Genomic DNA, 20400 nt, shown 5'->3' with positions numbered 1-20400 from the left:
CGGCCGAACTCGGCCCCGCCGTGTCGCGCAACCCCTACCTCGGCTTCAAGGTCAAGGGCCCCAAGGCCGGCGACAAGGTCGTCGTCAACTGGGTCGACAACAAGGGCGACAAAAACAGCGCCGAAGCCACCATCGGCTAAGTGCTGTTGCAGTCTGCCAGCGTCTGAAAAAAGGCCCCTGCCGTTTTGGCAGGGGCCTTTTGATTTGTGGGTGCGCGTGGCGCCCTCATCGTAAAGCCGGCTCGGCTCGGTCAGCGCGGCGCGGCGCGGTTCATCGAGATGCCCACTCAGCTCCCCTGCCGCGTGCGCAGCACCTTGATCTGGAACAGGGTATTGCGCTCGTCCTCCTCCAGCGCAGCGCGGATGTGCTGCACCGTCGCCTGGTAGCGCGGGATGATGTTGAACTTCAGGGCATTGACGCGCTTCTGCGTCTTGCGGCTGGCCGCCAGCAGGCGCCACAGCGCGTTTTCCGCCTCGCCCAGCCGCGCCAGCGTCACCGTGAGATCGCGTAGGCGCAGACGCGCTTCGTCGAAGCTGACGTCGGTCCACATCAGGCCAACCGGCTGCAATGGCAACGGCTCGGCGCTCACGCTGGGGTATTCGACGCCGACGCTGGAACGCGCCAGCACCCGGATCATCACTGCCGGCTTCAGCCCGACCGAAGCCTGATGCAGCATCTGCCCGCCCATGCGCATCTGCACGATGCCGAGCCAGCGATAGGCCTCGGCGAGCTCGCGCTGGGTCTGCGTGCGCAGTTCGCGGTACTGCGCCAGCCGTTCGTACACCAGGCGGGTCAGCAAGTCGCGCTTTTTCTCCAGCATCTGCCGGCCCTGCTCCAGAAAGCGCGCCTGGCGGCCGACCTGCAGCAGCGCGCTTTTGGTGGGCGGGACGGACAGGCGTTTTTTCATGTGCCGTCCCCGACGGCAGACGCAAGATTCAAGGTGCAAGATTCTAGGTGAAAGCGGAGCAGCAACGGGCAAGCGTAGGCCCATGTTTTTCCTTGAATCTTGCATCTTGTAACTTGCATCTGTTTCATGCCGCCCCCTTGTGATACTTCGCCAACTCGTCTTCCGATACGCGGATCAGCGCGTCCGCAGGCAGCATCGACAGCAGATCCCAGGCGAGGTTGAGCGTTTCGTGGATGCTGCGGTCCTCGTCCTCGCCCTGCCCGATGAAGCGGCGCTCGAAGGCCTCGGCAAACTCGAGGGTGCGGCGGTCGGCGTCACTCAGTTCCTCGGCGCCGATGATCGCGGCAAGTCCGCGTACTTCGAGTGCCTTGGCGTAGCTGGCGAACAACTGGCTGGCGACGTGCGGGTGATCCTCGCGGGTGAAGTTCTTGCCGACGCCGTCTTTCATCAGGCGCGACAGTGACGGCAGCACGGTCACCGGCGGATACACGCCCTGGTTGGCAAGCTCGCGCCCGAGCACGATCTGGCCCTCGGTGATGTAACCGGTGAGGTCGGGAATCGGGTGGGTGATGTCGTCGGACGGCATCGACAGCACCGGAATCATGGTGATCGAGCCGCGCCGGTTCTTGATGCGCCCTGCCCGCTCGTAGATTTCGGCGAGGTCCGAATACAGATAGCCGGGATAACCCTTGCGCGCCGGCACATCGCCGCGCAGCACCGCGACTTCCCTCAAGGCTTCGGCGTAGGCGGTCATGTCGGTCATCACGACCAGGACATGGTAGTCGAGGTCAAAGGCCAGGTATTCGGCGGCGGTGAGCGCCGCGCGCGGCGTCAGCAGGCGTTCGATCACCGGCTCGTCGGCGAGGTTGAGGAACATCACCACCTTGTTCAGCACGCCGCTTTCCTCAAAGCTTTCCTGGAAGAAGCGCGCGTCGGCGTGCGAGGCACCGAAAGCGGCGAACACCACTACGAACTCGGCGGCCTCCTCACCCAGCAGCTTGGCCTGGCGCACGATCTGCGCCGCCACCCGGTTGTGCGGCAGGCCACCGCCGGAAAAGATCGGCAGCTTTTGTCCGCGCGTCAGCGAGTTCATGCCGTCGATGGCGGAAATGCCGGTCTGGATGAACTCGCGCGGATAGGCGCGCGCCGCCGGGTTGAGCGGCTCGCCGTTGACGTCGCGACGGTCGGCGGAAATGATCGGTGGGCGGCCGTCGCGCGGCAGGCCGGAGCCGTTGAATACGCGTCCCATGATGTCGCGCGAAAGCGGCAGCTTGAACGGTTCGTCGAGGAAGCGCACCCAGGTGCGTTCGATATCAAGTTCGTCGGTACCCTCGAACACTTCCACCAGCACCGCATCGTCGGAGGCGCGGATCACCAGGCCAGAGCGCAGACGGCCGGCATGGTCGCGCAGTTGTACCCGCGAGCCGGAAGCCACGCCGGGCACGCCGCCCATGACGACGAGTCCGCCCTGGACGGAGGTGGCAGTGCGGAATTCGATGTTTTTCATGGCGTGGCCTCCCTCGGGGCTGAGGAGGCGGGGGTGTATTCCTGCAGCATCGGCTCGAATGCATCGGGAATGGCGGCGATCTTCGCTTTCAATGCGGCGAGGTCATCCGAGCTGTGCTGGCTTTTCCAGCGCCGGGCCTGGGCGAGTAGCGGCATCTGGATCAATCGTCTGGCCGGCGCGCCGAGCTTCACCAGTTTCATGCCTTGTCGGTATATCTCCAGCAGCGCGGCCAGCAGCGCGTACTGTTTTTCCGGTGAAGCGAAACTGTCGACCTCGTCGATGGCCGACTGCTGCAGCAGGCCTTCCTTGATGAGTCCTGCCGCTTCCAGCGTCCAGCGTTGTTCGGAGGACAGCGCCTCGACGCCGACCAGGTTGACGATGCGCTGCAACTCTTCCGATGCAGCAAGCAGGTCCAGCGCCTCGGCGCGCGCGCTTTCCCAGTTCGGATCAACGGCTTGCGCCCACCACTTCGCGGCGGAACTCACATAGCCGGAGAAGCTTTCCAGCCAGTCGACCGACGGGTAATGACGGGCGTCGGCAAGCTCCTTCGACAGCGCCCAGAAGGTCTGGATGATTTCTTTCGTGTGGCTGGTGACCGGCTCGGAAAAATCGCCGCCGGGAGGTGACACCGCGCCAATCAAGGTGACCGAACCGTGGTCGCCGGCGAAAGTTTCGACGCGGCCGGCGCGTTCATAGAACGAGGCCAGGCGCGAGCCAAGATAGGCTGGGTAGCCCTCCTCGACCGGCATCTGCCCCAGCCGCCCGGCGACTTCGCGCAGCGCCTCGGCCCAGCGGCTGGTGGAATCGGCCACCATCACCACGTCGTAGCCCTGGTCGCGGAAATATTCGGCGAGCGTAATGCCGACATAGATCGACGCCTCGCGCGCCACCACCGGCATGTTGGAGGTGTTGGCCACCAGCAGCGTGCGCTCCATCAGCGGGCGTCCGGTGTGCGGATCTTTCAGCTCGGGCATGGATTCCAGCACGTCGGTGAGCTCGTTGCCGCGCTCGCCACAGCCGACGTAGATCACGATCTCGGTGTTGCACCAGCGCGCAATCTGCTGCTGCAGCATGGTCTTGCCGGCGCCGAACGGGCCGGGGATCGCTGCCTTGCCGCCCTTCAGCAGCGGGTAGAAGGTATCGAGGATGCGCTGACCGGTGATCAGCGGTGCCACCGCGTGGTCGCGCTGCCTGAATGGGCGCGGGGTGCGCACCGGCCAGCGGTGGAACAGGTGCAGCTTCTCGATGCGGCCGTCGGCCAGCCTCACCCGGCCGATTGCTTCCTCCAAGGTGTAATCCCCCTCCGGTGCCAGTTCCAGCAACTCGCCCTGGATCAGCGGCGGGGTCAGGATGCGGTGCAGGATGGACTCGGTTTCCTGCACGCTGCCGAGCACGTCGCCGCCCGCCAGCACGCTGCCGCCATGACGCGCGGGATCGGGCACGAAATGCCAGGCCTTGTCGCGTGGCAGAGAAGGCACGGCGACGCCGCGCGCGATGCGGTCGCCGCTCTGCTCCCATACCGCCTGCAGCGGGCGTTGCACCCCGTCGAAAATCGCACCGAGCAGTCCCGGCCCGAGTTCCACCGACAGCGGCCAGCCCAGTCCGTGTGCCTCCTCGCCGGGACGCAGGCCCGTGGTGTCTTCGTACAGCTGTGCCAGCGCAGTGTCGCCATCGCGGCCGATCACTTCGCCGATCAGGCCCATGCGCCCTACCCGCACCTGCTCGCCGATCACCGTCTGCGGCAGTTCGAGTTTGACCAGGGGGCCGTTGATTTCGAGAATTTTTCCCATGGCTTATCCGTGAATCAGGGTGCCGAGATCGGGTGCGCTGGCGAACAGACGTTCCATCGCGACCCGCGCCAGTTCGTCGGCGAGGCGCAGCTGTCGGGCTTCGAAGGTCTGGTCGAGCTGTGCGCGGTTGTCGGCGAGGCGCACGCGGATGCCGCCTTCGCTTGGCTGGCTGTGGCTGACGAGCGTCACGCTGCGCTCGGGGGCGGCGCGCGCAGAAATTTCAGTCCACTGTGGCGCCAGCCGCTTTTCATCGTCGGGTCGCACTTCCGCAACCAGATTGCCCGGCGGTAGCGCTTGTGCCGCCGTAGCCAGCCAGGCTTCAAGCAGCGCCAGGTAGCGCGTTTCGTCCTGCGCCAATTGCTGGAACGCTGTCTTGACCCCAGCCAGCGTGGCTTCGGTCAAAGCCCAGCGCAAGCGGTCAAGTTCGGCGGCAAGCCGCGCCTCCGCCGCCTGGCTATGGCGCCGCACCAGGCGCTCGGCCTCGACCTTGGCAGTCAGCACCTCACGTTCCCCGGCCAGCTTCAGCTTGTCCGCCGACTCGGCGAGGATGCGTGCGCGCGCCGATTCGGCGTTCTGCAATTGCTCGCGCGCCAAAGTCTCGGCCTGCAGCAGCAGAGCCTGTTCGAGCTGCGAAACCTGCGCATTCGCTTCCATTTAGCGCTCCAAAACAAAATCTTGCGATACAAGATTCAAGTTGCAAGATTCAAGTCAATTCTCGACATGGATCATCTTGCATCTATCCCAACGCCTCGGGTCCCAGCACTGCCCGAACCACTTCGTCGACCGCGGGCGCGTAATCGTGGGGCGCAGACAGCGGCGGCAGTTCGGTGATGACAATGCGGCCACCTTCGTTGCGCAACCGGTTGAGCCAGTAACCGCCACTGTGGGCGAGGTGGGTTTCCAGCAGCACCAGCGCTTCGTCGCCGCTGTTCGCCAACTGCTCCAGCACCGTTTCCACCGTGGCGGGATCCGCGTCGGCATGCACCTCGGCCCCGATCAGGCTGAAGCCGCCGGCGAGACCGGCGCTGCCCAGCACCACCAGCCGGGCGCCGCTGTGCGTGAGGTCGGTGTCGGCGGGCATCGGGTCAGATTTTGCCGAGCAGCAGGATGGACATGACCAGACCGTAAATCGCGATCCCTTCGGCGAGCCCCATGTAGATCAGGGTACGGCCGAACATCTCCGGCTTTTCCGCGATCACCGCGAGCGAGGCCGAACCGATCGGTCCGAGCGCGATGGCGGCGCCGATGGCCGCGAGCCCCGTTGGCAACCCGACACCGAGCAGCGCCAGTCCCTGCCCCAGGGTGATTTCCCCTGCCGCGGCTGCCGCCGGCTCCGCCGCCAGCACGTCCTGCACGCCGAACAGCATGACGCCGGCCAGGCCCAGGCCGAATAGCGCGAGGTTGGCAAGCATGCCGCCCTTGAGCCAGCTGACCGGCACGCGGCGCGGCTTCAGTTCCAGCCAGAGTCCCGCGCCCAGCGTGGCCGCCACCGGCAATACCATCAGTGCAATCAACCCGTTCATGTTCTCTCCCTTTTAGAAATGCCCATCAAAGCTTTGCTTGCTGCGGCGTCAGCCGCAGCGGCACGAATTCCCTTCCGTCTGCGCTGAAGAAGCGCGAGAAGCCCTCGTAATACATCAGGCGCAGCGCCTGGATGGCGACGATCGCCCCTTCCAGCACGATGATGACGATATTGCCGAGGACAATGGTGAGCCCGTGACCGGCCGTCCCCAGCCCGCTGGCCAGGGTGAACACCGCCAGCGCCAGTGCGACGTGGTTGAGGCTGAACGCCGCCACGCGCATGAACGACAGTGTGTTGGAAAACAGGTTGATGACAGTTTCCAGCGTCTCGATGAGCGTCACCAGAATGCGTTCGCCCAGTCCGGCTTTGGCTTCATGCCACTTGAATGCGGCGACCACGGCAAGGCCCAGCCCCGCGAGCGTCGCGGCAGGCTGGACGAGATCGGCGGCGCCAGCCAGGCTGGCCAGCACACCGGCAGCGCCTAGATAAAACGCCAGCCCGGCGAGCCCGCTGGAATCGAACAGGGCTTCGCTAGCGCGGCCGGCCACCGCCTTGTTCCAGGCATTGGCCAGCAGGGTGAATGTGATGAAGCCGCCGCCGAAACCCACGGCCAGGGTCAGCACGCGGATGGGATCGTGCAGCGGCGACAGCCACAGCGGCTCGATGAGGTTTTCGTAGCCGAAGATGCTGCCGTACAACGCGCCGAACAGCATCGACACCGCGCCCGCCGCAATGCCCACCCAGGCCATGCGCCCGAGACGCCGGTGGAACAGAACGGCCAGCAGCAGAATCACCGCGCCGTGCCCGATGTCGCCGAACATGGCGCCGAACAGCAGCAGCCAGGTGAAGGCGAACGGCAGCGCCGGGTCGAATTCGCCGTAACGCGGAATGCCGTAACTTTTCACCAGCGGAACGAAGGGGGCGAGCCAGCCCGGATAGCGCACCAGCGAAGGCACGTCGGCCACTTCCCTGGCGGAGGGTTCACGCACGTCCAGCCAGTAGCGCCCATGAAAATGTTCGTTCAGCGTATCGCGCAAGGTGTCCAGCTGGCGTTTCGGAACCCAGCCCGACAAGGCCGTCAGGCCACCCTTGCCGCGTACCCCGGCCAGCGCCGCTTCCGCCAGCGGACGCGCCAGGGCGAGACGCAGGCGCGCTTCATTCAGACGCGGACCGAAGCGATCGCGCAAAACATCCCGGACCTGGCAGGTCGCGCCAGACTGCGTATCGAGTCGGATGCGCTCCGCTTCCAGCCAGGTTCGCGCGGCCTGCGGATGGGTGCGCAGTTCGCCCGGCACCGGCAGTTCGTGCCAGCCCGCCTGGGCCAGCAGGCCGCGCACTTCGTCCCGGCGGATACGCGGGCCGGCAATCACCGCGAACACCTGATCGCCGACCTGATCGAAGCGTGACACCAGATGGCCGGTCATCGACAGTGCCTCGGTCACCCGCTTGAGGCCGGCCACCGGCAGGCTGCCGATTTGAACCGCCAGCAGGCTGTCGGCGCGCAACAGTTGCGCGAGATCGACATTCAGCCGTTCCAGTTTGGCGAGCGTATCGTCCAGTGCCTCGAGGCGGCTGCGCGCATCCGCGATCTGCGCATCGCTTTCGTGACACGCCAGACAGGCGGTCCACACCTCCTTCAACCACGCGTTCAATTCTTCCAGGTCGGCCAGCGCCGGTGCCTCGGCATCGGCCGGAATGGCCAGCGGGCCCGTTTCACCGCATTGCGCCCGCAGCTTCGTCAGGCGCGCTTCGGCTTCGAGCCAGGCTTCGCGATAGGCCATGGCGGGTGATTCATCGAGTACTTCCAGTGTGCACGGCGCCGGATTGAAAACGCCGAAGCGGGCCAGCGCCAGCGCGGCATCCTGCGCTTCCGACGCCAGCATCAGCAGTTGAATGCGATAGAGCGGTTCGGCGCGCAGCATCAGGCTGTCTCCGCAGGCGCGCGCTGCAGCGCCTGTCGAATCTCGATCTCGGCCAGGCCGAGATGGCGGCCGCGCAGCACCGCGCGGACGGCACGCAGGTCGCGCTCGCGCAGGATCAGGTAGGCAAATGCGCGGGCAATGTCGGGCGCGCCGGAATGCAGTACCCGCAGCGCCTGCTCGGCGGCGGTGTGTTCCATGCGGGCGAACACGCCGGGAATGTCGGTCACGCCGGCCAACTGAATCTGCCAGGCGGCGGGCAGCGCAGCCAGTACCGCGTCCAGGCTGTCCAGCGCCGCCAGTTCCCGCAAGCGCGCACTGGACAGGCTGTAGCGCGAACCCACCAGCAGGTAATACACCTGTGCCGGTGGCAGCTTGTAGTTGAAGCGGTAGCGCAGCAACCAGACCAGGTTGATGCGGTCGATCAGACTCGCCATCAGGCTGCGGAAAGGCGCGCCCACCGAGTCTTCCAGCGGCTGGGCGCGCAGGATAAGGCCTTCGTAATAGCCGTGATCCAGCGCCGCATCGAGAATGAACGGATCATGGTTCTGCTCGAAGGCGCGCCGGGCGTGGCGCACGATGCCGGCGTAGGGGCCCGCTTCCAGACGACGCAACAGTTCGCCGACATCCTCGGCATGCGCCAGATCCGGGTTGTCCAGCCGCCCGAAGGCCCCCATCGGCGTCAGCCGGGCCAGCACGGCGGCGGGGCGTTCACCCGTCAGCTTGCTGCGCAGCAGGGTTTTCACATTGGAAATCTCGAAACGCGCGGTCCAGAAGGTCAGAAAAGTGCGCGCAGTGCCAGACAGCGGACGGATCAACACCCGCGTCTCGTCGAGGATTTGCGCAATGATGCGTTGCTCCAGCGAGCGGGAATCCTGCTGTCGACCGGTCTGGGGATCCTGTCCCGCCGCCAGTTGCGGCAGTCCACGCTGGATCAGCGTATTGGCCACGACGTCATCGGCCACTCCGACCAGCGTGTCGAGCGCCGCGTCCGGCCAGAGGCGGCGGGCATACAGGCTGACGCGGGTGTTGAGATAGGCGGACATGGGATCGGCAGCGTGTTCGGGTCGGGTACCAGGGGATACCCTCTGCCCCGCTTTCCCTGTCAGGGCTTGGGGCCGGTCATGCGTTGGGGTCGAGCAACAGGGTCAGGGCCGCATCCACCGCTTCGACTTCGTGCCGCGATGCCAGGTCGCGCAGGGTGCGCTGGCGTTCGCCGTACTTGCGCGAGAGCTCGGCCACCGCCTGTTCGGCACGCCCCTGCGCCTCGTGCAGGTACGGCGCCCGGAGTTCGGCGCGGCCCGCTTCGAAACGGGCCTCGGCGTCACGCACGGCGGCGAGCGCATCCTCAATCATGCGCTGGCGCTCGCGGCTGGCGGCATCGATTACCGTCTGCGCACGGGCCTCGGTCTCCAGCAGACGTTGCAGCTGATCGTCCATTACATGGCGAAGATCAGTGCCAGGCCTGTGGCCGCGATGCCCGCCCCTGCCAGTTGAACCGTGCGGCGGCCGATCACGCGGCCGACGATGCCGAGGCCATGCAGCCCCAGCGTGGCCAGCACGAAGCCCAGGCCATACAGTGCAGGCGATGCGGCCAGCGGCATTTCCAGTCCGTGGGCATAGCCGTGGAATACAGCGAAGCCGGCAGCGAGCGCCATCGCGGCCGTTACCGCCCACTGGCGCCGGCTGGCGATCAAGAGACCCAGCACCAGCACCGACAGCGCAAGGGCGGTCTCGACCTGTGGCAGGGCGATGCCGGACCAGGCCAGCCCGCCGCCCACCAGCATTGCCCCGACAAAGGCCGCGGGCACCGCCCACAGCGCCCTGCCGCCCTGCTGCGCCGCCCACAGGCCGATGGCGACCATGGCGAACAGATGGTCGAGCCCCAGCAGCGGATGGGCCAGACCGCTCACGAAACCGGTGACGGCATGATCACCCGTGTGGGCGGAGGCCGTGCCGGCAAACAGGCCCAACGCGGCCAGGGCAAACGTGCGTGAATGTTTTATCAGGTTCATTGCGTACTCTCCAGTTTGATCGATCGTCGGCATTACTTGATCTTCACCTGCACCAGTTCCTCGCCATCCGGGTCGGTCACGTGCACGGCGCAGGCAATGCAGGGATCGAAGGAATGGATGGTGCGCAGGATTTCGATCGGCTGCTTCGGATCGGCCATCACATGGTTGTCCTGCAAAGCGGCCTCGTAGGCGCCCGGCTGCCCTTGCATATCGCGCGGGCCGGCGTTCCAGGTGCTGGGCACCACCGCCTGGTAGTTGCTGATCTTGGCGTCGTCGATGACGATCCAGTGCGAGAGGCCGCCGCGCGGCGCTTCCATCAGGCCGACGCCCTGCATGTGCTTGGGCCAGGTGGACGGATCCCAGTACTGGTCGTTGAAGGTGCGCACGTCGCCCGCCTTGATGTTGGCCATCAACTGATCGAACCAGCCCTGCATGGCGTCGGCCAGGATCTTCGATTCCAGCGTGCGCGCAGCCGTGCGGCCGAGTGTGGAGAACAGCGCGTCGACCGGCACGTCGAGCGTCTTCAGCGTGAGGCCCACCAGGTCCTTCGCCTGCGCGTTGCCGCTGGCATACAGCATCAGCACGCGGGCGAGCGGGCCGACTTCCATCGAGTGGCCCTTCCAGCGCGGCGATTTCATCCACGAGTATTTCTTGTCGACGTCGAGTTGCTGGTAAGGCGGCTTCGGCCCGGTGTAGTTGAGTTCGGTCTCGCCGCGGAACGGGTGCAGGCCCTGCGCGTCGCCGTCCTTGTAGGTGTACCAGGAGTGGCTGACGTATTCCTGGATTTCGTTGTCCGCGTCGAGGTCGATGGGATGAATGGTCGACAGGTCGCGGTTGAGAATGACGCCGCGCGGAATGAGGTAGGAATCGGTGTCCCAGAACCCTTTCGATGGCAGGTCGCCGAAGGTCATGAAGTTGCCCAGACCTTCGCCACGCCCAGCCCAGTCCTTGTAGAAGCCGGCAATGGCGAGCGTGTCCGGCACATAGACCTGGTCGACGAATTCGCGCATCTGGCGAATGACGTTCTGCACCGTCTGCAGGCCGACCATGTTGAGCGCGGTGGCATCCTGGCCGCCGCGATAATGTGGCCCTTGGCCCGGGCCGGCCCCGGTCTGCACCGAAATGGCCGACGGTACGCCGCCCACCACGAAGTTGGGGTGCGGGTTCTTGCCGCCGAAAATGGCGTGCAGCTTGACCACATCGCGCTGCCAGGCGAGCGCGTCGAGATAGTGCGCCACCGCCATCAGGTTGGCTTCGGGCGGCAGCTTGTAGGCGGGATGGCCCCAGTAGGCGTTGGCGAAAATGCCGAGCTGGCCCTGTTCGACGAAGGTCTTCACTTTTTTCTGCGCGTCGGCAAAGTAACCCGGCGACGATTTTGAATAGCCGGAGATCGATTGCGCCAGCTGGGACGTGGCATTGGGGTCAGCCTTCAGCGCCGACACCACGTCGACCCAGTCGAGCGCGTGCAGGTGATAGAAGTGCATCACGTGGTCGTGCACGTATTGCGCGGCGATCATCAGGTTGCGGATCAGTTCGGCATTCTGTGGAATGCTGTAGCTGGGGATGGCGCGATGCAGCGCGTCCTCCACCGAGCGCACCGAGGCGATGCCGTGCACCAGGGTGCAGACGCCGCAAATCCTTTGTGCAAAGGCCCAGGCGTCGCGCGGGTCGCGGCCCCGAAGAATGATCTCGATGCCGCGCACCATGGTGCCGGCGGAATAGGCACGCGTGATCTTGCCGTCGGCATCGGTTTCCGCCTCGATGCGCAGATGGCCCTCGATGCGGGTGATGGGATCAACGACGATGCGTTGTGCTGTGCTCATGGGTTCAATCCTCCAGGTGTTCTGCCAGTAGCTCGGTCAGGCCGAGCAGCTTGGTATCCATCTCGTAATGGTCGACGCCTTCCTCCATCACGATGCGGCAGTTGGCGCAGAACGTCACCATGGTGCTGACGCCGGCTTCCTCGATCTGCCGTTTCTTGACCTGGAAGACCTTGGCGCGCAGGGCTTCCGCTTCGTCCGTGTGGATCGCCGAGGCCCCGCCACCGCCGCCGCAGCACCAGTTCCATTTCTGCTTGTCGACGATCGGGATGTAGTTGTCCGCGACCTGCTGGATCAGCGGTTCGGCCGCCTGCAGCACGCCGCCGCGGCGAACGATCTGGCAGGGGTCGTGCAGGATCAGCGGCTCCTTGAAGGTGGATTTCATCTTCAGCACGCCCTTCAGGCGCAGTTCGTCGAGCAGTTCCAGCACGTGCACGACATTGAATGTGAAGGGCCGGCCGATCAGGTTGGGACCCTCCCAGCGGATCGCCATGTAGGCGTGGCCGCATTCGGGCGACAGCACGTTCTTCACCTTCAGTTTCTCGGCGGCATCGACGATGCGCGAGACGATCACTTTCGCTATGTCCGAGTTGCCGATCTGAATGCCGGCGTTGGTCGCCTCGAAGGCGTCCGAGGCGAGCGTGAAGCTGATGCCCGCCTTGCTGAAGATCTTCGCCAGTGCCTCGAGGTATTCGGGGAAGTTGACGATTTCCATCGACGACAACAGCACCAGATAGTCGGCGCCCTCCTTGTCGACCGGGATCGCAAGGCCGGTTGCCTCCTCGGCCTTCCTGATCACGTTGGCGACCGCCGGCCACTTCAGACCCATCGGGCCGCCGATCTCGACCGTGCGCTGGGTGGCGCCCTTGATGCCGTCGGGAACGTGGCCGGACGCCGCCATGCCTTCGCGGAACTTGCGCACCATGTAGACGATGTCATTGCCCACCGGACAGACCATCGAGCAGCGCCCGCACATGGTGCAGCTGTCGTACACCAGCGACTGCCACTGGTCGAGCTCGTCGTCGGTCACCGGTTTGGACAGGCCGACCACTTTCTTCAGCCGCCCGAGCAGGGTGTATTCCTGCTCGTAGACGCGGCGCAAGGGCTCCAGTTTGTGGATCGGCGTGTACTTGGGGTCGCCGGTTTCCGTATAGAACAGGCAGGCATCGGCACACAGGCCGCAATGCACGCAGCTGTTGAAATAGCTGGCAATGGGGGCGTCGATGACTTGCTTGAGGGCGTTGATGCCCTTTTCCAGTGAAGCGCTCATTGTGTGTTCTCCCTGAATGCGAGGAACATCGGTTGCCTGTTCATACGGGCACCCCCCTCTGGCCGTTAACCTTGCCGTTGTACCAGCGCGAGCCGAACAGCGTGAAGGCGTGGAACAGCTTGGTGAACGGCAGTACGATCAGCAGGATTTCCACCGACAGGATGTGCAGCGCCAACATCGTCGTATAGGGCAGCAGCAGGTGCTGAACCGCCAGCCAGCCGGTCAGCACCGGCAGGAAGGTCACTGTCCAGGTGAACCAGTCCCCGAAGGTGCTGAGAAAGCGCTTGACCGGCTTGTTGATGCGGTCGACCAGCACCACCACCATCGCCGCCATCGTCACCACGGCGGCCAGGTCGATGAACTGCGATGGCAGCCCGGGCCAGGACAGGCCGGTTAGATTCTTGATCAGCAGGATATGCGGTGCGAACCCGAACACGACGATCGCCAGCCCGATGTGGAAAATGTAGCCGCCGATGTAACTCACCGGCGAGCGCTTCACCCCACCGGGCGGGGGGATCGAACGCCGAAACACGGTATGAAGACCCGACGCACCGGCCGCATGGCGCGGCGCGGCCAGATCCTTCTTGCGGCCGAGCGAGTAGATCTCGAACAGGCGCCACAGCACGCCCAGCACGAAAATGCCTACGGCGATGTCGAGCCCCGGCCCGCGCACCCAAGTCAGAAATTGCAATTCGTTCATGCTTATTTCTCCAGGTCAGCCAGCGTAGTGGTTTGATGCGCCGCCTTGGCGGCGCGCTTTTTGGCGCGGTTGGCGAAACTGACCGCCACCCCTGCACCTGCGCCCACCACGGCCGCGGCGGCACCGAACTCGAGCGGGTCGGCCGGCACCGACAGCGCCTTGTAGAAGCCGCCGGCGTCCCAGAAATCGGGTTCGGAACAGCCGAGACAGCCATGCCCGGATTCCACCGGCCACGAGGTGCCGCCGTTCCACTTCACCGTGGCGCAGGCGTTGTAGGTCACCGGGCCCTTGCAGCCCAGTTCGAACAGGCACCAGCCCATCCGTGCGCCTTCATCGTCGAAGGTCTTGGCGAACTTGCCCTGGTCGTAGAACGGACGGCGGTAGCAGCGGTCGTGGATGGTTTCGCCGAAGAAGGCTTTGGGCCGGCCCTTGTCGTCGAGTTCCGGCAGGCTCCCGAAGGTGAGGTAGTGCGCCAGCACGCCAGTCATCACCACCGGGATTGGCGGGCAGCCGGGAATGTTGACGATGGGCTTGTCCTTGATGATGTCGGACACCGACACCGCGCCGGTCGGGTTAGGGTTGGCTTTCGGGATGCCGCCGAAGGCGGCACAGGAACCCATCGCCACGATGGCCGCCGCGCCCGCTGCGGCTTCCTTCAGAATCTCCACGTTGGAGCGGCCGCCGATGCAGGAATAGGCACCGTCCATGTCGAGCGGAATCGAGCCGTCGACGATCAGGAGATACTTGCCTGCGTTCTCCTTCATCGCGGCTTGCAAGGCCTCCTCGGCCTGATGCCCGGCTGCGGCCATCAGCGTCTCCTGATAGTCGAGCGAGATCATGTCGAAGATCATGCCTTCCAGCGTGGGCGAGTGCGATCGGGTGATCGACTCGGTGCAGCCGGTGCATTCCTGGAACGGCAGCCAGATCACCGAGGGACGTCGCGCTGCAGCCATCGCCTCGGCCATGGCAAGCCCGGCCGCGGGTGGCAGTGCCATCATAGAGGCCAGCGTCGTGCAGTATTTGAGAAAGGTTCGGCGGGTGATGCCCTGCCGCGCAAGTGTGTCGATCAACGGACCCTGCATGATGCTTGTCTCCTAAACGTGTAACACCACCGCCTTGAAAAGCCGCTCCTTAATTCGTCCTGGCTTCCGATTCAGCTTAGAGGTCGGAAAGCACTAATTCAAGATATTCGTATCCTATTTGTACATCCTGGGGGTGGGCCTTCACCAGTTCAGGCACCAAGGCCACCTCGATGAGCTGTGAAGTGACTGCGCCCCGTTCGTTGTGATGCGTCACCCACCAGACGCCGGGGCAGGCAGTCTCGTTCAGCGTGGACTCGCCGTTGGCCTGCAGGGTGACGCTGATTTCTCCGGCGCCCAGTTTTTCGCGCAGCCAGTCGAGATCGGCCGGTGTCAGCGGCAAGGCCGAAAGATCGATAGCCGAGGCTTCGCCGGTGGCGAGCAGGCGCTTCACCTGTTCGGCCAGTTCGCGCAGCAGCGGCGGCGCATTGCCGGTCAGGCCGGCTTCGATCGGCGGTGCGTTGATGACGTGTATGGGGATGGCGTCAAGCGACATGCTGCCATTCCTGGAGTTGTTCAATGATCGCCGCACAGGCGGGGGGAATGGCAGCGGCAACGGCCGGGGTGGGCAGTTCGCCCCAATCGATGACGTCGGGCTGGATCGCCAGCATCGCGCGCTTGTCGGGCCAGTGTCCGGCCAGAAGGGCGATGGCGCGCAGATCGGTCAGCCCCACCTCATGCACCGTGGCCTTGCGATTGCTCATCAGAAATGCGTCCATTTCCTCCCCTTTCAGCAGCACCCATTCACCCGGCTGTTTTTTGATATTGGCAGCATCGACGACGATCAGCGCATCGGCATCCTCGATCGGTCCCGCCAGAGTGAACGACAGCGTACCGCCGTCGAGCAGGGTGACATCGGTCCAATTTGCCAACTCGGGCGCCAGCGCCTGCAGCACATGAATACCGATGCCTTCGTCGGTGAGCAGGGTGTTGCCGATGCCGAGCACAAGCATTTTCATAGTCTCAATCTACCAGTGGTCAATTCGAATAACAACTGAGGAATTCACTCAAGCTTCTGTTTATCCATAAAAATTTCGTAATATTCATGAGCGGACGCGGGGCCCGCAAATCACATATACTGAATTGCGTTCATGTTCCGGTTGCCGCTTATGTGCCTTGCCATTCCGATGCAGATCGAATCGATCGAAGGCTTTACCGCCCGTTGCCAGGCCAAGGGCGTATGGCGCGATGTCAGTCTTTTCATGATGCAGGACGCGCCACCCGCGGTCGGCGACTTCGTCATGGTGCACGTCGGCTATGCCATCCAGAAAATCGCCGAGTCGGATGCCCGCACCACCTGGGAACTGCTGGACCAGATTCTGGAGGAAAGCGGTGCATGAGTTGGCTGTCGCCCAGGCATTGGTCGAACAGGTCGACGCCGTGATCGATCAGCACAATGCGGCGCAGGCCTGCATGATCCGCGTGCGTATCGGCCCCCTGGCCGGCGTGGTGCCCGAGCTCCTTGCCAGTGCGTTTCCCCTGGCCGCTGCCGGCAGCCGCATGGAACATGCCGCGCTCGAATTCATCCACGCGCCGATCCAGGTGCATTGCCAGACCTGCGGTGCCGAGACCGATGCCGCGATGAACCGTCTCGTCTGCGGCGCCTGCGGCGACTGGCACACCCAGGTCGTTTCCGGCGACGAACTCCTGCTCGAAAGCGTCGAACTCGAAACCACGCCTTCCCTGACCCCTGACCCCTGACCCCTATTTCCTAACTCCTAGATCCTGGCCCCAAAAAATGTGTGACACCTGCGGCTGCAACCTCACTCCCGGCAACAAGCACCTCGCCTTCAAACCTGTCCCCAAAGGCGCGACCGCCGTATCCGTGCTGAAAGGTCTGTTGGCGAAGAACGACGACCAGGCTGTGCACAACCGCGAGCACTTCGACCGCCGTGGCATCCTGGCGATTAACCTGATGTCCTCGCCCGGGTCCGGCAAGACCGCGCTGCTGGAAGCCACGCTCGTTGCGCTCAAGGACGAATTCACCTGCGCCGTGATCGAGGGCGACCTCGAAACCGAGAACGACGCCGAGCGCATCCGCGCCAAGGGCGTGCAGGCGCACCAGATCGTCACCGGCACCGCCTGCCACCTCGACGCCCATCTGGTGCACGACGCGTTGCATCAGATGAGCCTCGACGGCGTCGACATCCTGTTCATCGAGAACGTCGGCAACCTGGTCTGCCCGGCGAGCTTCGACCTCGGCCAGCACCTCAACGTCACCCTGCTCTCGGTCACCGAGGGCGATGACAAGCCGGCCAAGTACCCGGTGATGTTCCGCGCGGCAGATGCCATGCTGCTGACCAAAACCGATCTGCTGGCGGTGCTCGACGACTTCGAGTGTGACAAGGCCGAAGCGCATCTGCGCAATCTGGCCAATCCGGCGCCGGTGATGCGGCTGTCTGCGCGCAAGGACCTGGGCATGGACGCGTGGCTGGCCTGGCTGCGCGCGCAGCTCGCCGCCCAGCGTGCGCGCGTGGCGCAGGGCCAGTCACGGCGGCCGGCGATCCAGTCCGACGGCATGAAATATCACAGCGTCACCGCCTGATGGATGAAGCCCGCGCCTGGCTGGAGAAACTCCATGCCCTCGAGTTCGACCGCACGATCAAGATCATGAACGTGTGCGGCGGCCACGAGCGCTCGATCACCCACGCCGGTCTGCGCGGCGCGCTGCCGAAATGGATCGAACTGGTGCCGGGCCCCGGCTGCCCGGTCTGCGTGTGTCCGGAAGAGGATGTCTACCAGGCGATCCAGCTCGCGCTGCAGGACAAGGTGATCCTGGTCGCCTTCGGCGACATGCTGCGGGTGCCGGTCAACGTGAAAAAGGGCGAGGTGCGTTCCCTCGCCGAGGCGCAGGCGGCCGGCGCCGACGTGCGCCCGATCGCCAGCCCACTCGATGCACGAAAAATTGCGCAGGAGAATCCCGATCGCCCGGTGGTGTTCTTCGCTGCCGGCTTCGAGACGACGACCGCGCCGGTCGCGGCGATGCTGGCCGAAGGCATTCCGGACAATCTCTCGATCCTGCTGTCCGGCCGGTTGACCTGGCCGGCGGTGGCCATGCTGCTCGACTCGGGTGCCCCCGGCTTCGACGCGCTGGTTGCGCCCGGCCACGTCTCCACCGTGATGGGGCCGGAAGAATGGACCTTCGTCGTCGATCGCCACGAGATTCCCGCCGCGGTCGCCGGCTTCGGCACTGAATCCCTGCTGGCGTCGTTCTATTCGGTGCTGCGCCAGCTCAAAAGTGGCGAGCGTTTTCTCGACAACTGCTATCGTGAAGTCGCGCATCCCGGCGGCAACCCGACCGGCCGCCGCCTGCTCGATGAAACGCTGGCCGTCGTCGACGCCAACTGGCGCGGCATCGGCATCATCCCCAACTCGGGCTACGCACTGAAACCCGCCTTCGCAAAACACGACGCGCGCCTGCTGTTTCCGGACCATGCTGATCCTGAACGCCGCCGCGCCGGCGAAATGCCGCCCGGCTGCGATTGCGCGCAGGTCGTACTCGGGAAAATCTACCCGAACCAGTGCCGCATCTATGGCAAGGCGTGCACGCCGCGCAACCCGGTCGGCCCCTGCATGGTGTCGGACGAAGGCGCCTGCCGCATCTGGTGGGCAGGCGGCGTGCGCGTAGCCGTCGATGCCTGACTGCGCCGCTCAGCGCATATCGATCAGCGGCCGGGTGCAGGGCGTGGGCTTCCGGCCCTTCGTCTACCGCCTGGCGCATCTGCATGGCATCACCGGCTGGGTGCGCAACGTCGACGGTTCAGTGGAAATCCACGCCGAAGGCGAGTTGACGCAACTGCAGCGTTTCAGCGACGCGTTGCTCGCCGAGGCGCCGCCGCTGTCGGCCCCCGGTCCGCTTGCCGTCGCCACCTGCGAGCCCGAATACGCCGAAGCATTTTCCATCCTCGAAAGCCAGTCGGGCAGCGAAGCCGACATTCATTTACCCGCAGACGGTTTCGTCTGCGCCGACTGCCTGGCCGAACTGCACGACCCGGCCAACCGCCGCCACCGCTATCCCTTCATCAACTGCACCCAGTGCGGTCCGCGCTACACCCTGATCATCGCCCTGCCCTACGACCGGCCCAACACGGCGATGCGCGACTTCCCGCTGTGCCCGGACTGCCAACGCGAATATGAAAACCCGCTCGATCGCCGCTTTCACGCCGAGCCGATCGCCTGCCCGGTGTGCGGTCCGCACCTGCGGTTCGTCGCGGACGGGGTGACGCATGAGGGGGATGAAGGCGCGCTCGCGGCCACCGCCGCCGCGCTGCGCGCGGGAAAAATCGTTGCGGTCAAAGGCGTCGGCGGGTATCACCTGATGTGCGATGCGCGCAACGATCAGGCCGTGGCCACCCTGCGCGCGCGCAAGCCGCGACCGTCCAAACCGCTGGCCATCATGCTGCGCGATATCAAGGCCTTGCGCGACGTTGTTGAAACCACGCCTGACATCGAAACGCGGCTCGCCGCGCCCGAACGCCCCATTGTGCTGCTGCCGAAACGCACCGGTGCCGGTCTTTCCGAACTGCTGGCCCCCGGCCTTGCGGAAGTCGGCTGCCTGCTGCCCTACTCGCCGCTGCATGCGCTGTTGCTTGCCGATTTTGGCGGGCCGCTGGTGGCCACCTCGGGCAACCTGTCCGGCGAACCGGTGCTGACCGACGCGCACGAAGCGCAAACCCGGCTCGCCCCTATCGCCGACGCTTTTCTACACCACGATCGTCCTATCGTGCGGCCGGCCGACGATCCGGTGGTTCGCGTCATTGCCGGCGTGCCGCGCCCGCTTCGGCTGGGGCGCGGCAATGCGCCGCTGGAGTTCGCGCTGCCGGCCGCGCTGCCGACGCCTGTGCTGGCGTTGGGCAGTCACATGAAAAACACCGTGTGTCTTGCCTGGGGCATGCGCGCCGTCGTCTCGCCGCATATCGGCGAACTCGACACCGTGCGCAGCCTGGATACGCTGGCGCAGGTGGCGGCCGACCTGCAGCAGTTGTATCAGGTGCAGGTCGCGCGCATCCTGGTGGATCGTCATCCCGGCTACGGCTATCGCCGCTTTGCCCGCGACAGCGGCTTGCCGCTGACCGAAATCGGGCACCACCCCGCCCATGCCTCGGCGCTGGCCTGGGAAGTTCCGGACGTGAACGCATGGATCGTGTTCGCCTGGGACGGCGTCGGCTTGGGCGCTGATCAAACCCTGTGGGGTGGCGAAGCCTTTACCGGCGCGCCCGGCCGCTGGCAGCGCGCCGCCTCGTTCAGGCCGTTCCGTCTGCCCGGCGGCGACAAGGCTGGGCGCGAGCCATGGCGGGCGGCGGCGGCGCTGTTGTGGGAAACCGGCCAGCCCGCGCCCTTTGCGCCGGACGCGCTGCATCAGGCCTGGTCAGCCCGGCTCAACAGCCCGGCCAGTTCCTCGGTCGGCCGCCTGTTCGATGCGGCGGCGGCGCTGTGCGGCGTCTGCACCCACGCCAGCTTCGAGGGCGAAGGGCCGATGCGGCTGGAAGCGATCGCCAGCGGCGACGGCGACGCCGTCCCGTTGCCGCTCGAACGCGACCCGGCCGGGATCTGGCGCAGCGACTGGGCGCCGCTGTTGCCGATGCTCGCCGACGCCACCCGCCCGCAATCCGAACGCGCAGCCCGCTTTCATCTCAGCCTGGCGCAGGCATTGGTCGAGCAGGCGCAGCAATTGCGCGCGCAAACCGGCATCGATTCCGTCGGCCTCACCGGCGGCGTGTTCCAGAATCGCCTGCTGGCCGAAGCCGCGATCGCGCGGCTCGAAGCCGCCGGTTTCCGTGTCCATCTGCCGGAACGGCTTCCGGTGAACGATGCCGGGTTAAGCTTCGGGCAGGTCATCGAATTTCTGTTTGAATAAAACCATCCCAATAA

General features: G+C 65.2%; 22 protein-coding genes. 6 read left to right on the top strand and 16 right to left on the bottom strand.

Going from position 1 to position 20400, the window contains the following annotated elements; translation table 11 throughout:
• On the top strand, positions 1-140 hold a 140-nt coding region (locus Q8R61_RS13620; protein WP_305538190.1), incomplete at its 5' end, for a thiosulfate oxidation carrier complex protein SoxZ.
• Positions 141-286: 146 nt separating this feature from the next.
• On the opposite strand, the gene Q8R61_RS13615 is transcribed toward Q8R61_RS13620, so the two are convergent.
• The 16 genes from Q8R61_RS13615 to Q8R61_RS13540 form a co-directional block, all read right to left on the bottom strand.
• Positions 287-907, bottom strand: a complete 621-nt coding sequence (locus Q8R61_RS13615) for a V-type ATP synthase subunit D (RefSeq protein WP_305538188.1) — start codon at positions 905-907, stop codon at positions 287-289.
• A gap of 124 nt (positions 908-1031) precedes the next feature.
• Positions 1032-2414 (bottom strand): V-type ATP synthase subunit B, encoded by a 1383-nt coding sequence (locus Q8R61_RS13610; protein WP_305538186.1) that lies wholly within the window; start codon positions 2412-2414, stop codon positions 1032-1034.
• Entirely contained in the window at positions 2411-4204 is a 1794-nt protein-coding gene (locus Q8R61_RS13605) for a V-type ATP synthase subunit A (protein ID WP_305538184.1), read from the bottom strand. The genes Q8R61_RS13610 and Q8R61_RS13605 overlap by 4 nt, the downstream gene beginning before the upstream one ends.
• A 3-nt stretch (positions 4205-4207) precedes the next feature.
• Positions 4208-4858, bottom strand: coding sequence for a V-type ATP synthase subunit E (locus tag Q8R61_RS13600; protein WP_305538182.1), 651 nt, complete (start codon positions 4856-4858; stop codon positions 4208-4210).
• 82 nt (positions 4859-4940) lie between these two features.
• The gene (locus Q8R61_RS13595; protein WP_305538180.1) at positions 4941-5285 is read right to left on the bottom strand and encodes a V-type ATP synthase subunit F; all 345 of its coding nucleotides are present in this window, start codon (positions 5283-5285) and stop codon (positions 4941-4943) included.
• Between the two features lie 4 nt (positions 5286-5289).
• Complete coding sequence (locus Q8R61_RS13590) at positions 5290-5727, bottom strand: ATP synthase subunit C (protein ID WP_305538178.1); 438 nt, start codon at positions 5725-5727, stop codon at positions 5290-5292.
• A gap of 25 nt (positions 5728-5752) precedes the next feature.
• On the bottom strand, positions 5753-7648 hold the full coding sequence (locus Q8R61_RS13585) for a V-type ATP synthase subunit I (protein ID WP_305538176.1): 1896 nt from the start codon (positions 7646-7648) through the stop codon (positions 5753-5755).
• Complete coding sequence (locus Q8R61_RS13580) at positions 7648-8691, bottom strand: V-type ATPase subunit (protein ID WP_305538174.1); 1044 nt, start codon at positions 8689-8691, stop codon at positions 7648-7650. The genes Q8R61_RS13585 and Q8R61_RS13580 overlap by 1 nt, the downstream gene beginning before the upstream one ends.
• Before the next feature lie 76 nt (positions 8692-8767).
• Positions 8768-9085, bottom strand: coding sequence for a hypothetical protein (locus Q8R61_RS13575; RefSeq protein ID WP_305538172.1), 318 nt, complete (start codon positions 9083-9085; stop codon positions 8768-8770).
• Positions 9085-9660: a HupE/UreJ family protein gene (locus tag Q8R61_RS13570; protein ID WP_305538170.1), complete on the bottom strand. Its 576-nt coding sequence runs from the start codon at positions 9658-9660 to the stop codon at positions 9085-9087. The genes Q8R61_RS13575 and Q8R61_RS13570 overlap by 1 nt, the downstream gene beginning before the upstream one ends.
• A gap of 32 nt (positions 9661-9692) precedes the next feature.
• Positions 9693-11483: a nickel-dependent hydrogenase large subunit gene (locus tag Q8R61_RS13565; RefSeq protein ID WP_305538168.1), complete on the bottom strand. Its 1791-nt coding sequence runs from the start codon at positions 11481-11483 to the stop codon at positions 9693-9695.
• 4 nt (positions 11484-11487) lie between these two features.
• The gene (locus Q8R61_RS13560; protein ID WP_305538166.1) at positions 11488-12750 is read right to left on the bottom strand and encodes a (Fe-S)-binding protein; all 1263 of its coding nucleotides are present in this window, start codon (positions 12748-12750) and stop codon (positions 11488-11490) included.
• 40 nt (positions 12751-12790) lie between these two features.
• Positions 12791-13450 carry a hypothetical protein gene (locus Q8R61_RS13555; RefSeq protein WP_305538164.1) on the bottom strand — a complete coding sequence of 220 codons (660 nt, stop codon included), beginning with the start codon at positions 13448-13450 and terminating at the stop codon, positions 12791-12793.
• A gap of 2 nt (positions 13451-13452) precedes the next feature.
• Positions 13453-14532, bottom strand: coding sequence for a hydrogenase small subunit (locus Q8R61_RS13550; protein WP_305538162.1), 1080 nt, complete (start codon positions 14530-14532; stop codon positions 13453-13455).
• 76 nt (positions 14533-14608) lie between these two features.
• Positions 14609-15025: a hydrogenase expression/formation protein gene (locus tag Q8R61_RS13545; RefSeq protein ID WP_305538160.1), complete on the bottom strand. Its 417-nt coding sequence runs from the start codon at positions 15023-15025 to the stop codon at positions 14609-14611.
• Complete coding sequence (locus Q8R61_RS13540) at positions 15015-15482, bottom strand: hydrogenase maturation protease (RefSeq protein WP_305538158.1); 468 nt, start codon at positions 15480-15482, stop codon at positions 15015-15017. The genes Q8R61_RS13545 and Q8R61_RS13540 overlap by 11 nt, the downstream gene beginning before the upstream one ends.
• Positions 15483-15638: 156 nt before the next feature.
• On the opposite strand from Q8R61_RS13540, the gene Q8R61_RS13535 reads away from it, so the two are divergent.
• Genes Q8R61_RS13535 through hypF form a run of 5 tightly spaced genes read left to right on the top strand, consistent with a single transcriptional unit; the run spans position 15639 to position 20386 of the window.
• Positions 15639-15869, top strand: a complete 231-nt coding sequence (locus Q8R61_RS13535; RefSeq protein ID WP_305538156.1) for a HypC/HybG/HupF family hydrogenase formation chaperone — start codon at positions 15639-15641, stop codon at positions 15867-15869.
• Entirely contained in the window at positions 15862-16230 is a 369-nt protein-coding gene (locus tag Q8R61_RS13530) for a hydrogenase maturation nickel metallochaperone HypA (RefSeq protein WP_305538154.1), read from the top strand. Before Q8R61_RS13535 ends, Q8R61_RS13530 begins: the two co-directional genes overlap by 8 nt.
• A 37-nt stretch (positions 16231-16267) precedes the next feature.
• Positions 16268-17074 (top strand): hydrogenase nickel incorporation protein HypB, encoded by an 807-nt coding sequence (hypB, locus tag Q8R61_RS13525; protein ID WP_305538152.1) that lies wholly within the window; start codon positions 16268-16270, stop codon positions 17072-17074.
• Positions 17074-18171 (top strand): hydrogenase formation protein HypD, encoded by a 1098-nt coding sequence (gene hypD / locus Q8R61_RS13520; RefSeq protein ID WP_305538150.1) that lies wholly within the window; start codon positions 17074-17076, stop codon positions 18169-18171. Before hypB ends, hypD begins: the two co-directional genes overlap by 1 nt.
• A complete protein-coding gene (gene hypF, locus Q8R61_RS13515; protein ID WP_305538148.1) occupies positions 18164-20386 on the top strand; it encodes a carbamoyltransferase HypF in 2223 nt (740 codons plus the stop codon). Before hypD ends, hypF begins: the two co-directional genes overlap by 8 nt.
• The last annotated feature ends 14 nt before the right edge of the window (positions 20387-20400 follow it).

The sequence above is a fragment of the Thiobacillus sp. genome, from assembly GCF_030696885.1.
GTDB lineage: Bacteria > Pseudomonadota > Gammaproteobacteria > Burkholderiales > Thiobacillaceae > Thiobacillus.
The sequence above is the reverse complement of the archived record's forward strand: the minus strand, read 5'-3'. Positions and strand labels throughout refer to the sequence as shown.